This is a genomic window from Lacrimispora brassicae, from assembly GCF_054772055.1.
Genome location: NZ_BRYH01000003.1, coordinates 57,219 through 70,908, shown reverse-complemented (window position 1 = coordinate 70,908; position 13,690 = coordinate 57,219). Strand labels below are relative to the sequence as shown.

Below are 13,690 nucleotides of genomic sequence, written 5' to 3'. Positions count from 1 at the left end.
TCCCCTCAATTCCTCTAAAATGAAGGGGGGTGACATATGAAGCCACGCCCCCGGTGTATATATTCCAGTACCGCCGGTATCCCTTATCCGTTACGGCCTACTCTGTAAACATCTCTTTGAACTCGTTCAGCCACTCAGACTTATGAGCTGCTGTATCTGTCTCATCATCCTGAATTACCTTGATCTGATTCATCGGAACCATGGCCTCTCCTGCCTCCACATCCTTGCGTATGGTCCTTCTGTACTGGGTATTGTTCATGAATTCCTGTACTTCCTTGCTGGTAAGCCAGTCTATGAATTTTTGAGCATTTTTCTCATTCTGGCATCCTTTGATGATATACACGCCATCGCCCCGGAAGATAACACCCTCATTCATATAAACAGTCTTCACAGGAGACCCAGCGCCTACATACTGTGCGGAGCCCTGTTCAAAGGTAAGGCCTACGGTGTATTCTCCATCTGCAACGCCCTTATACACTGCAGAGGAACCGCCTAAAAGCTTGCCGTCCAACTGCGTGCAGAACTGTTTTACATAATCCCAGCCATTATCCGGGTTGTTGCCGCCCATGGCATAGAGCATATTTACCAGATGCTCAAAAGAGGAAGAGGATGCTGCCGGGTCTGCAAATGCAATCTTGCCCTTTAACTCAGGATTAAGCAGGTCTTCGTATCCCTCAATTTTGATATCTCCGATCAGGTCTGTGTTTACCATGATAACAGACGGAATGGTATCAAAACGTGTCATATTGCCCTCTGTGTTCTTGTACTCATCATAGAAAGCGTCCTCATGGACAGTTATGTAATCTGCAAAATATTCACTCTTATTCTTTACAGTACCTATGGTTCCTGACCAGAGAATATCTGCCTGTGGATTGTCTGCCTCTGTTTGGATTCTCTTTAATGCGTCCCCTGTCCCCATAGCCAGACACTCTGCATCAATACCGGTATCCTCCTCAAACATAGCCAGCATGGAGTCGATCATGGACTCGGTAAGAGGGCTGTATATAATCAGCTTCTCCTTTGAAGAAGCTGCTGCGCCCTCCTCTTTCTTAGCCTCTGTGCCTGCTTCATCCCCTGCCTCTGCCTTGGGCACCTGTGTGTCCGCATTTTTCTCCGGTGCTGAACCGGAACTTAAAGAACATCCTGCCAGGCTTGCCGCTGCTGCCACTGCACATAACACTGAAATTATTCTTTTTTTCATTTCCCTTATCCTCCTTTAGTTGTACTGTTTTGTCTATGTTTCCGGAACAGCAGGGTGGATGGCGGGGATAAACTTCCAGACACGCTCCAGCCTGCGGGCTCCAGCACTACATACAAATCAGATTACCAGGGCCCCATACACCTTTGTTTCTGTGGTGCTATATCCCAGCGGAAATCCGGTTACCGTACAGACATTCAGCAGTGTATGATCCGCATGTATGAGAACCTCTTCCTTCTTCATATCCATTGCTTTGATTTTCTGGGACTAAAATATTTGTAAGATTATTATATTCTCTCACTTCTTGCCAAACAATCCAAAATTCCGGCAAACTGTCTAATATTCTGAACATGTATCACATTTTAATGTGAAATATATATAATTACCAATACCATATGCCTTTGATTTAATAACAGAGAAAGAAAGCGAAGCACCGCCAGAGGCGGCTTGCTCTTAACGCGGTTCACGGTCTGTGCTACCTCTCCTGGTCAAGTTACCCCAAAATTAACAACACAGCATATACACCTTAAAATAAGATCAAAACGACAAATCGGAATTGGTAAGTTCTTGACAAATTGGGCGCATATTAAAGTTTTGAACAAAAATAAAGGGACCTTTGCCCCATAGCCAATCAGCTATTTTGCAAAAATCCCTTTGTAAAAGCAACTATATATTCTTACACAACCTTATTCTTAATAGCTCCGATCTCCTCGATCAGGCATTCCACTTCATCTCCTGCTGCCAGAAACTTGGGCGGTTCAAACCCCATTCCAACGCCCTTAGGTGTACCGGTGGAAATGATGGTCCCTGCCCTGAGGGTCAGGCCCTTGGACAGCTCGCTGACAATATGGTCGATGTTAAATATCATAAGACGGGTGTTGCTGTCCTGTCTTAACTCTCCGTTTACCTTGGACTGAATGCTAAGCTCCGGCGGATAGGAAATGGAACTGGCTGTCAGAATACAGGGGCCCATAGGGGTAAACCCGTCAAGGCTCTTGCCAAAATACCACTGCTTGTGAGCATTCTGTACGTTGCGGGCACTGACGTCATTGATAATGGTGTAACCGAAAATATAATCCTTTACCTGTTCCGGGGCCACATCCTTTGCATCCTTTCCAATGATGACTCCCAGCTCTGCTTCATAATCCAGGCTGTCCACCATATCGCTGTGGCTTAAGATCTCCCCGTATGGGTTCACCGCCTCATTCACTCTCTTGGAAAAATAAACGGCATTAGGGCGCTTGCCGTCAAAATCTTCATTTTTATAATGGGCAGACTCCTCGGCATGTTCCATGTAATTAAGCCCCAGACAGATGATGTCCTGCTCCGGTGTCCGGATGGGCGCCAAAAGCCCGACCTCTTTCATCATAGCAGCTCCGACGATGTTGCTCTTGTAAGGGTCCAGGCCAGAAGCATGCTCCAGAAGATCAAGCTCAGACTGGCTCAGCCCCTTGATAACCTCCAGCATTTCCTTATACTCCATACCAAATGCCCTGAGAGGAAAGACCCACATCTCGTCCTTACTCACTACGCCGATATCTTTTCTCCGGTCAACCTCGTATGTAACTAATTTCATAACATCCTCCTTTTACATGAACCATAGCTCTTCCTTTGTGGTGGAAATTGCATCCGCGCCTGCGCTAAAAGCCGCCATAATATCCTTTTTGTCTGATATCAGCCCGCCTGCAATAATAGGAATATCCGTATAGGCCCGAATCTCTTTAAGTACCTTGGGCATGACCCCGGGCATGATCTCAACCAGATCCGGATGATAGGTGTCAATCTGCTTTTTTGTCGTACTCATGGCAAGGGAATCAATGATAAAGGTTCTCTGCACCCCAACCAATCCCAGCTCAACCGCCCGTTTAATAAGAAGAGGCTTTGTGCTGATGATCCCATCTGCATAAGTATTCTGCTTAATAAAATCTACAGCAATTTCCCTGGAGCTTAAGCCCTGCGCCAAATCCGCATGGACAATGGCATATTTCCCATGGTCCTTTATCTGCTTCACAATGCTGCTGATGTTGCAGATATTGCCATACAGAATGAACACTACCTGGCATTCCGATTCAAAGCATCTCTTTAATCCATTATCATCCTTAACCGCTGCAATCACCGGAGATGCCTCCAGTAGTTCAATCGCCTTCATTAATATTCCTCCGCACCCACAAAATATGGATCTCGTTCTACTTTATCAATCCTTTTCCCCACCGTCAAGGCAATTTTTGCCCTTTCTGGGTTTTCCTTTGAAAGTAAAGCATATTTTAACGTTCTTTTTTCCATACAAGATAGCAGGAGCTGCGGTCTCCTGAAACGGGCGCCTCACTCCTGCTATCTTTTATCTACAGTTCTTTGCTCTGTACCCACCGCTTACAGACTTCCGGAAAGTTGCTGATGACTCCGTCGCAGCCCCATTCATAGACCTGCTCCAGTGCGGCCATGTCGTTAACTGTCCACACATTCACCTGGATTCCGTATTCCCTGCAGTTGTCCACAGCTTCTTTTGTCAATCCTTTTACTCCCGGGTGGTAGCATTCAAAATGATACCGGTCACAGTAATATCCTGCATTTCCCAGGCCCTGGTGGTCAAGGAGGGCGCCACACCGGATTTGGGGAGCCAGCTCCTTTAACCGGCTGATGGAAGTATGGTTAAAGGAAGAAAAGATGACCTTTTCCTCAAGCCCGTATCTTCGCACCAGCTCCAGAGTCTTTTCTTCCAGGCCCTCATAATAATATACGCCTGTCTTGATCTCAATATTAGTGATAAGCTCCTGATTCTTTGCCCATATGCAGTATTCTTCAAAGGCCGGAACAGGCTCAAATCCATGGATCCCTCCGCAGACAGCATCCCCATTGAATTTCCTCAGTTCCTCATAAGTGAGATCTTTCACAAGACCGGTGCCGTCCGTCGTCCTGTCAATGCTTTCATCGTGGATCACCACCACCGTTCCATCCTTTGTAAGCTGTACATCCAGCTCGATCCCGTCACAGCCTGTCTCTGCCGCCTTCCGAAATGCCAGCATGGTATTTTCCGGATACCTTCCGCTGTAACCTCTGTGTGCGAATACCTTCATGCAACCCCCTCTTTCTTTTTCTTTCTGCAAGCAATGAGCCAGGGCAGGTATAACCCCATTCCTGCATCGGGCCAGTGCTGCAAAGACCAAATACCCGGCAGCAAGCTGAGAGTATTTGACGCTTTCTCCAAAATCTCTTTCCAGTATATCATTTCCCGGATAAATTATCCACAAGTTCCCCTATTTTTATATAAAACAGCCTCGTGAATCTGCAGGCTGCCTAAAGGACTCAGACAGCCTGCAACAATTACGAGGCTATTTTATGTAAATTATTAAACCTTTTCAACGTTCCTTGTGGCAACGATGGGAACGCCGGTTCCTGCACAGTCAGGAATAATCACATCTCCAATGAAAACAGGTGCAGATACTTCCATTTTCCGGATCTCCTCCATGCAGGCAAAAATCTTGTTCTTTGGGATATCCTGCTTTGTCTTTACCGGTACCATTGCCAGGCCGCCGTCTATGACACGGACTGAAGAAGTCACTACCCTGGTAGGGCTTAAAACCTCTTTTCTGCCGTATTCCTCTCCGCGGCTGCAGGAATTTCCTGTCACCTCCACCTGGTCCCCTTCCATCCGCACCGTCAACGGGCAGCCCAAAGGGCAGCGGATACAGATCAGTTCTCTTGCCTCCATATCATTCCACCTCCGTACAGACAACAATTCTCTTAAGCTCCGGATATTCCTTAAAGCTGTCTTTCTTTAATACCACCTGTTCCATCTCACCGGGAGCCAGGATCTTTTTCTTTTTGTGGGAAATCCTTACATCGTCATAATAAACGCTGATAAAGCGGTCCTTATATACATCGGCCACCCGGAAACGGACCGTGACCTTATCCTTCATGTTTTCCACATCAATCATCTGAGGCACCGTATAGCGTACCCCGTTTTGAGCTGCCAGTTCCACGGTATGAGCCGCTTCTTTTTCCATATCCTCTTTCACGTATGCGGCAGCACCTGCTCCTGCCAGGGCGGCTTCCTCGGATACATAATCCACCAGGTCATGAACATGAAGCACATTTCCGCAGGCAAAGATGCCTGAACTGCTGGTTTCCAGCCGGTCGCCCACAACAGGGCCTGAGGTCACCTGGTTCATTTGGACTCCCGCTCCCTTTGAAAGCTCATTTTCCGGGATCAGACCCACGGAAAGGAGAAGGGTATCGCAGCTATAATATTCCTCTGTGCCTGGAATGGGCTTTCTGTTTTCATCCACCTGGGCAAGGGTAACTCCTGTCACCCGTTCCTTTCCCTGGATATTTACTACCGTATGGCTGAGTTTTAAAGGAATTCCATAATCATCCAGACATTGGACGATATTCCTCTTTAATCCTCCGGAGTAGGGCATAAGCTCTGCCACCACCTTCACACTGGCCCCTTCCAGGGTCATGCGCCTTGCCATGATGAGGCCGATATCTCCGGAACCTAAGATCACCACTTCTTTTCCCACGCTGAAGCCTTCGATATTCATCAGTCTCTGTGCGGTGCCTGCGGAATAGATCCCTGCAGGACGAAAGCCCGGTATGTTAAGGGCACCTCTGGGGCGCTCCCTGCAGCCCATTGCCAGGATAATGGCCCTGGCCTTTATGGTTGTCAGTCCATCTTCCCTGTTGATGACTGTCACTTCTTTGTCTTCATTAATGGAAAGAACCATGGTATTTAATTTATACGGTATGTTTTCCGACTCCGCCATCTCAATATAACGGGCAGCATATTCCGGGCCTGTTAACTCTTCCTTAAAGGTGTGCAGGCCAAAGCCGTTATGGATGCACTGGTTTAAAATGCCCCCAAGACAGGATTCTCTTTCCAGGATCATTATATCCGTAATGCCTGCCTTCTTTGCCGCTACTGCCGCAGCAAGACCGGCCGGACCGCCGCCAATTATCACTATATCATGCTCTGTCATGTCGCTGTCCTCCTTATTTATGACCGGTCAATATGTTGGAGCCGGGCCTGTTTTTGCAGATATCTTCCATCTCTCTTCCGGTTTCCCTTGCCAGGATCTCCATGGTCCTGGGGGCGCAGAAGCCGGACTGACACCGTCCCATACCGGCGCGCACACGGCGCTTGATGCCGTCTAAGGAAACCGCTCCCAGGGTCCGGGTAATGGAATCCACGATCTCTCCCTCACTGACCCCTTCGCAGCGGCAGATGATGGTGCCGTACTGAGGATTCTTCTTAATCAGCTCCGCCCGTTCCTCAAAAGACAGCTTTTGAGGATCCAGAATCCCCTTCCGGGTTCCCTTAAAGTTCTCCTTATTGGAAGCCTCCGCTTTTTGGGCAACCAGGTCTGCGATATAAACGCCAATGGCCGGGGCGCTTGTAAGGCCCGGTGATTCTATGCCTGCCGCATCAAAAAAGCCGGGGGCACCGGAAGCCTCTCCCAGGATGAAGTCATCTCCGTCCTCATGGGCACGAAGACCTGAAAAGGAGGTGATGATCTGGCGGAAGGGGATGTTCTTTACTCCCCAGGCAGCCTTCTCCAAAATATCCGACAGCTCCTTTTCCGTTGTCCTGACCTCTTCCTTATCCTCTACATCGGTTGCCGTAGGTCCTATCAGCAGGTTGCCATGGACCGTAGGGGTCACCAGCACGCCCTTTCCCATTTTACCGGGAAGCTGAAAAACGGTATGGGACACATGGGTCCCTGCTTCCTTATCTAACAGGCAATAATCCCCTTTTCGTGCTGTGATGTGGATCTTCTCCTCACTCACCATGTTATGGAAAACGTCGGCATAGACCCCGGCAGCATTGACCACATAGGCTGCATGGATGATCCCCTCTCCGGTTTTTAAGTCATAGCCTTTTTCCGTCTTTTCAATTTCCTTTATCTCAGTATTAAATAAAAATTCCACCCCATTGTCACAGGCGTTCTCCGCCAATGCAATAGTCAGACCAAAGGGGCAGACGATTCCGCCGGTAGGCGCATATAATGCCGCCACAGCCGTCTCCGTCACATTAGGTTCCATGGCCCTTACCTCATCGCCGGATAGGATGGATAAACCGGGAACTCCGTTTTTTACGCCCTTTTCATAAAGCTCTTTAAGAGCAGGCATATCCTCTTCTGAAAAACAAAGCACCAGTGAGCCGTTTCGGATCAATGAAAAATCCAGTTCCTCAGAAAGCTCTCCCATCATGCGGTTGCCTTCTACATTGAATCTGGCCTTTAAGGACCCGGGCACCGCATCGTGCCCTGCGTGGACAATGGCGCTGTTGGACTTTGACGTGCCGGAACAGACATCCTCCTCCTTCTCAATGACGCAGATGCTTAAGTCATAACGGGCAAGTTCTCTTGCAACCGCACAGCCGATTACGCCGCCGCCGATGATCGCTGCATCGTAATTCATTTCCTTCATGTTGTTCTCCTCCATATCCGTAATGGTCACCCCTTTTTGGGAAAATCATATAAAAAAGAGTAAGGAAAATACACGGATCTCTCCGTATTATTCCCTTACTCTTTCATCTCAAAGGTTTTTTATTCGATTACCTTAATGCTAGCACAACCCTGACCGGATTGTCAAGATTTTTCTGCCGGGGCTTTCTATTCGCTGACTGCCATGACCGTATTCTCCTCCGCCAGCTTGGATAACAAAGCGCCCTTGTCAAAGCCGGGAGGATAAATAACCTCAAATTCCAGCTTGATCTCATCCTTTTTATTCTTGTTGATCTTCACGGAAGCGATCTCCACCTTTTCTCTTTCCAGAAACTCTTCCATGTTTTTCACTGCCCCGCTTTTTTGAGCTATGGTCATCCGCAGGCAGCCGCAGGAAGCCACCTGGGCAAAATAGGTGATCCTGTGGGTCAGCATCTGCATGACAATGATGAGCACCGCAGACAATATACCCACAATGTACTGGCCCGCCCCAAGAGCCAGCCCTACCCCGGCGGTTGCCCATATCCCGGCTGCCGTTGTCAATCCGTTTACCAGATTGTTCCGCACAAAAATAACGCCTGCACCTAAAAATCCTACTCCGCTGACCACCTGGGCCGCAATCCTGGCCCCGTCACTGGTGGGAATGTCCGGAAACCCATATTTGGAAACCACCATCATAAGAGATGAGCCAATGGCTACGATGGCATGGGTCCGGATACCAGCCGATTTATTCCGGTTTTTTCTCTCACTGCCGATCAAAAACCCTAAAAGACCGGCTGTTATGATGCGCAGCATATATTCCAACTGGATCATTACATATGATAAGGTAATTCCCCCAAACAATAAATATGTACCTTCCAAGTCCTGCCCCTCCACGTTCTACTTCTCGTCCTCTGACCAGCAAAGAGCACATTTTACCGCCCTCTTCCAGCCTTTTACCAGCTTTTTCCGGTATTCCAGTTCCATCCGGCTTTCAAATGCCTTAGAAGCCTTCCAGTTTTTCTTGATCTCTTCCTGGTCCTTCCAATATCCTACTGCAAGACCTGCCAGATAAGCAGCTCCAAGGGCAGTGGTCTCTATGCATTCGGGCCTGACGATCCTGGCATCTAACACGTCTGACTGGAACTGCAGCAGGAAGCTGTTGGCACACGCGCCTCCATCCACTCTAAGCTCCTTTAAATGAATGCCGGAATCCTGTTCCATGGCCTCAATTAAATCATATACCTGGTAAGCCATGGATTCCACCGTAGCCCGGATAAACTGCTCCTTGCTGGTTCCCCTTGTCACCCCCACAATGGTTCCCCTTGCATACTGATCCCAATAAGGTGCCCCCAGCCCTGCAAAAGCAGGAACCACATAGACTCCCCCCGTATCTTCCACTGCATTGCAGTATTCCTCTGTCTGGGGCGCAGAGCGGACCATGCGCATCTCATCCCTGAGCCACTGCACGGCTGCCCCTGCCACAAACACGCTTCCTTCCAGAGCATACTGAATCTTATCCTGTTCACTGGCCGCTATGGTGGTCAAAAGCCCGTGCTCTGACTTCACCGCCTTCTCTCCTGTATTCATGAGGAGAAAACAGCCGGTTCCATAGGTATTCTTCATCTCTCCCGCTTCAAAGCAGCACTGGCCGAACAACGCCGCCTGCTGGTCCCCTGCCGCTCCTGCAATGGGAATCTTTCCTCCCATAACATCGGAAGAGGTGTAGCCGTAAATGCAGCTTGAGGGCTTTACCTCCGGCAGCATGCACTTAGGGATGCGGAAATAGTTAAGAATCTCCTCATCCCAGCATTTCCTGTGAATGTCATAAAGCATGGTCCTGGAGGCATTGGTATAATCCGTCACATGGATACAGCCCTTGGTCAGATTCCAGATCAGCCAGGTATCCACGGTTCCAAACAGCAATTCCCCCCGTTCCGCCCGTTCTCTTGCCCCGGTTACATTGTCCAGAATCCATTCGATCTTGCTTCCTGAAAAATAGGCATCAGGGATGAGCCCTGTCCTGTCAATAATCTGTTCCTCCAGACCGTCCTGCTTTAACTTTTCGATCCGGTCTGCGGTCCTGCGGCACTGCCATACAATGGCATGGTAAACCGGTTCCCCTGTCTCTTTATCCCAGACCACCGTGGTTTCCCGCTGGTTTGTGATTCCAATGGCCGCAATGTCGCTGTAATGAGCCCCGATCTTCCCCATGGCCTCCATGGTTACAGAAAGCTGCGAAGACCATATCTCCATGGGGTCATGTTCCACCCACCCCGGCTGCGGAAAAATCTGAGTAAACTCTTTTTGTGCTGCACTGCAGATGTTCCCCTGTTCATCAAACAGGATGCACCTGGAACTTGTCGTGCCCTGATCTAAGGCAATGACATATCTTCCCATAATTCCTTCCCCTTCCAGTAATCGCCCCAGGATTTCATTCCTTGTTAAATATTTCTCAAGGAATAAAGAAAGAGCCATGGAAATGAACGGTTACCCGCATTCATCACCTGGCTCTGTCATCTCTTAGGCTATCTATATTATGTATACTTAATAGTACCATGTACCAAAAAGTATGTCAAGATTTAAGGGTATTATTTTCTTAATGAAGACTCTCTCTTATGGTCTTAAATGCCTGGATCACAAGCGTGGGAATCATTGCAAAAATAAAGATGGTAAGAAACTGCCTTACGGTCAAATCTGCCACATAAAAAAGGGTATGAAGCCCTGGTATGAACAGCACGGCTCCCAGAAGAACAGCCCCTGCCTCAAAGGCCATAATGCTCCATAAATTGCTTTTAAAGCCAATCTTTAAGATGGAATGGCCGCTTCTGCAGTTAAAGCCGTGGAACAGCCTTGCCAGGGTCAGGGTGGAAAATGCCATGGTGCTGGCAGCCGCCTCGCTTCCGGTCACCAGGCCGGTGTGATAGGAGGTCATGGTGCAGACCGCAATAAGAGCTCCCTGAAGCAGGATCTGAAAAACAAAACGCTTTGTTAAGATCCCCTCTTTGGGATTTCTTGGCTTTTGGGCCAAAAGGTCTGCTTCCGCCTTTTCCATGCCAATGGCAATGGCAGGAAGGGAGTCGGTCAAAAGGTTGATAAACAGCAGATGCACCGGCGCAAAGGGAATGGGAAGGGCCAAAAGTGATGTATACAATACACACAGGATCCCGGCCATATTTCCTGATAAAAGGAATTTAATGGCATTCCGGATGTTCCGGTAAACATTGCGGCCGTTGGCAACCGCCTTAATGATGGTTGCAAAGTTATCATCCGTAAGGATCATGGCAGCGGCATCTTTTGACACTTCTGTCCCCATTTTTCCCATAGCCACCCCAATGTCGGCCTGTTTTAAGGCAGGGGCATCGTTGACCCCGTCTCCTGTCATGGCAACGATATGGCCTTTTTTCTGCCAGGAGCGGACGATTCGTATTTTATGCTCCGGAGAGACCCGGGCGTAGACGCTGATATGCTCCAGTCTGCGGTTCAATTCCTCCTCCGTCATGTCATCAAGCTCCGGCCCGCTGACCGCCAGATCATCCTCCCCCAGAATGCCTATTTTCTCCGCAATGGCTGATGCGGTGATCTTATGGTCCCCTGTGATCATGACCGGGCGGATGCCTGCTCTCCTGGCGTTCAGCACCGCATTCCTTGTTTCCGGGCGGGGCGGATCCATCATTGCGGTCATTCCCAAAAAGGTACAGCCGGACTCCGACTTCTCTGTCAGCCTTTCATCTTCACCCATTTCCCGGCAGGCAAAGGTCAGAACCCTTAACCCCTGTTTGGAAAACTCCATATTCTGCTCCATCAGGGTCTGCCGGTCTCCCTCTCTTATGGGACGAACCCCTTCTCCTGTCCAGATATGGCTGATACGGGGAAGCAGCACATCCACCGCTCCCTTTATGAACAGAACACTCTTTCCTTCGATCCGGTGCATGGTGCTCATAAGCTTTCTCTGGGAATCAAAGGGGATTTCACCGGCCCTGGGATAATAGGATTTTAAGGTTTCCTCTTCCATGCCTGCCCGCTCCGCCATCTGTACCAAGGCGGCCTCCGTTGGATCTCCGATCAGCTTTCCTTCTATATAAGCGGAATCATTGTTTAAAACAGAATTATACAGCAAATATTTATGTACAGGGAGGTCCTTATTTAAGAGTTCCGGGGGATAAAGGCGGTTGTTTACGTAGATCTGCTGTACTGTCATGCGGTTTTGGGTCAGGGTTCCCGTCTTATCGGAACAGATGACTGAAACGCAGCCAAGGCTTTCCACTGCCTTTAGATCCTTTATGATGGCATTTTCCCCGGCCATTTTCTGTGTGCCCATTGCCTGCACAATGGTGACAATGGAGCTTAAGGCTTCCGGGATGGCCGCAACCGCCAGGGCTACGGCAAACATCAGGGAATCCAGAACCGGCATTCTCCGGTAAATGCTGAGGCCAAAGATCACTGCACAGACAATCAGAATACCTGCCGCCAGCCTGCTTCCGAACTGGTCCAGGCTCACCTGAAGAGGTGTCTTTTTTTCCCCGGTGTCATTCATGAGGGAAGCAATCCTGCCGATTTCCGTATCCATTCCCGTCCCCGTGACCAAGGCCTTGGCTCTGCCTGCCGCCACCAGGGAGCCGGAAAAAACCATGTTTGTCTGTTCTGCCAAAGGCACCTTTTCTTCCCTGATCCTCCCCGTCCGTTTCTCCACATTAATGGATTCTCCGGTGAGAGAGCTTTCATTGACCAGCAAGGAATAATTTTCCAGGATCCGGCTGTCTGCCGCCACCATATCCCCTGCTTCCAAAAGCAGAATATCTCCAGGCACGATCTCCGAAGACAGGATCTCCTGCTTCCTTCCTTCTCTTATGACCTTTGCAACCGGTGACGACAGGGCCATAAGGCTATCCAGGGACTTTTCCGCTTTCTGGTGTTCTACGGTCCCCAGCACCGCATTCAGCAGAAGCACCGCAAAGATCACCCCCGTGCTTTCCACATCACCGGATATCATTGAGATCACTGCTGCTATAATGAGGATGATGACCAGCAGGTCCTTAAACTGGTCAAGAAATATCTGGAAAGCGCTTTTGCGTTCCGCCTTCTTCAGCGTATTTGAACCATATATCTGCCTGCGCTTAAGGACTTCCCTGGAATCCAGCCCGTTTCTGCCTGCGTCAAGCTTTGCAAGGACTTCATCCTCTGATAAACGAAACCATTCTTCCATTATGACGCTCCTTCCCGTTTCTCATATTATGAAAACAAAAAGATGTTTTCATAATCGGATGGACGGCAGTAAAAAGCACTGCCTTTTATCAGAAATCTGAAAAGCGATTTCTGATAACCTATACTATGGTATGAGACAGGAAGGGAATTTTATTCTAAGACCAGAGCATAATCCGGGAACCGACTTTGGGACAGGCCCCAGCGTTTTCTCTTGCAGGGAGCCGTTTTTTTTATTATAATTCTATCAGTAGACATGAAAATCCAATGAACCCCATTAAATCATTCATAGAAAGGACATGATAACCATGGAAAAAATAACAAGCTTTACCATCAACCACTTAAAACTTCTTCCAGGCATCTATGTCTCCCGCAAGGACCAGGCCGGGGACTCTGTCATTACCACCTTTGATATCCGCATGACCCGCCCCAACTTTGAGCCTGTCATGAATACGGCGGAAATCCACACCATCGAGCATTTGGGGGCTACCTTCCTGCGCAACCATGAAACCTTTGCTTCCCGGGTCCTGTACTTTGGCCCCATGGGCTGCCGCACCGGCTTTTACCTTCTCCTGTCCGGCGACTTCAAGTCCAGGGACATTGTTCCATTGATCACAGAAATGTACGAATTCATCCGGGAGTTTGAAGACGAAGTCCCAGGCGCCTCTGCAAGGGACTGCGGCAATTACCTGGATATGAATTTAGGGATGGCAAGATACCTGGCCGGAAAATTCCTTAATTCCGTGCTGTACGGAATCGACGACGGCCAGCTTATTTATCCCCGGGACTGACAGCGGCATTCTCTCTTTCCTCCCCGGTTCAGGGAGAAATGAGGGGAAACCATTTATCTGGAAAAAGCCGAAGCAAG

12 protein-coding genes are annotated in these 13,690 nt (G+C 49.0%); 1 reads left to right on the top strand and 11 read right to left on the bottom strand.

From position 1 onward, the window contains the following. Positions 1–97: 97 nt before the first annotated feature. The 11 genes from ACYVD3_RS01635 to ACYVD3_RS01585 form a co-directional block, all read right to left on the bottom strand. Positions 98–1,201 (bottom strand): ABC transporter substrate-binding protein, encoded by a 1,104-nt coding sequence (locus ACYVD3_RS01635; RefSeq protein ID WP_460640765.1) that lies wholly within the window; start codon positions 1,199–1,201, stop codon positions 98–100. Positions 1,202–1,318: 117 nt separating this feature from the next. Continuing rightward, the gene (locus ACYVD3_RS01630; protein WP_460640764.1) at positions 1,319–1,447 is read right to left on the bottom strand and encodes a hypothetical protein; all 129 of its coding nucleotides are present in this window, start codon (positions 1,445–1,447) and stop codon (positions 1,319–1,321) included. A gap of 427 nt (positions 1,448–1,874) precedes the next feature. Beyond that, a complete protein-coding gene (locus tag ACYVD3_RS01625; RefSeq protein ID WP_460640763.1) occupies positions 1,875–2,774 on the bottom strand; it encodes a fumarylacetoacetate hydrolase family protein in 900 nt (299 codons plus the stop codon). 12 nt (positions 2,775–2,786) lie between these two features. Then, on the bottom strand, positions 2,787–3,347 hold the full coding sequence (locus ACYVD3_RS01620; protein ID WP_460640762.1) for a glycerol-3-phosphate responsive antiterminator: 561 nt from the start codon (positions 3,345–3,347) through the stop codon (positions 2,787–2,789). Between the two features lie 193 nt (positions 3,348–3,540). Beyond that, positions 3,541–4,272, bottom strand: a complete 732-nt coding sequence (locus ACYVD3_RS01615; RefSeq protein WP_460640761.1) for a glycerophosphodiester phosphodiesterase — start codon at positions 4,270–4,272, stop codon at positions 3,541–3,543. Between the two features lie 272 nt (positions 4,273–4,544). After that, positions 4,545–4,907, bottom strand: coding sequence for a DUF1667 domain-containing protein (locus ACYVD3_RS01610; protein WP_460640760.1), 363 nt, complete (start codon positions 4,905–4,907; stop codon positions 4,545–4,547). Between the two features lies 1 nt (position 4,908). Next, positions 4,909–6,174, bottom strand: a complete 1,266-nt coding sequence (locus ACYVD3_RS01605; RefSeq protein ID WP_460640759.1) for an NAD(P)/FAD-dependent oxidoreductase — start codon at positions 6,172–6,174, stop codon at positions 4,909–4,911. Between the two features lie 13 nt (positions 6,175–6,187). Then, positions 6,188–7,624: an FAD-dependent oxidoreductase gene (locus ACYVD3_RS01600; RefSeq protein WP_460640758.1), complete on the bottom strand. Its 1,437-nt coding sequence runs from the start codon at positions 7,622–7,624 to the stop codon at positions 6,188–6,190. Between the two features lie 185 nt (positions 7,625–7,809). Further along, entirely contained in the window at positions 7,810–8,502 is a 693-nt protein-coding gene (locus ACYVD3_RS01595; protein WP_460640757.1) for an MgtC/SapB family protein, read from the bottom strand. Between the two features lie 18 nt (positions 8,503–8,520). Then, positions 8,521–10,020 (bottom strand): glycerol kinase GlpK, encoded by a 1,500-nt coding sequence (glpK, locus tag ACYVD3_RS01590; RefSeq protein WP_460640756.1) that lies wholly within the window; start codon positions 10,018–10,020, stop codon positions 8,521–8,523. 199 nt (positions 10,021–10,219) lie between these two features. After that, the gene (locus tag ACYVD3_RS01585; protein ID WP_460640755.1) at positions 10,220–12,826 is read right to left on the bottom strand and encodes a cation-translocating P-type ATPase; all 2,607 of its coding nucleotides are present in this window, start codon (positions 12,824–12,826) and stop codon (positions 10,220–10,222) included. A gap of 304 nt (positions 12,827–13,130) precedes the next feature. Between ACYVD3_RS01585 and ACYVD3_RS01580 the strand changes: the two genes are divergently transcribed. Next, on the top strand, positions 13,131–13,613 hold the full coding sequence (locus tag ACYVD3_RS01580; protein ID WP_460640754.1) for an S-ribosylhomocysteine lyase: 483 nt from the start codon (positions 13,131–13,133) through the stop codon (positions 13,611–13,613). Positions 13,614–13,690 lie beyond the last annotated feature (77 nt).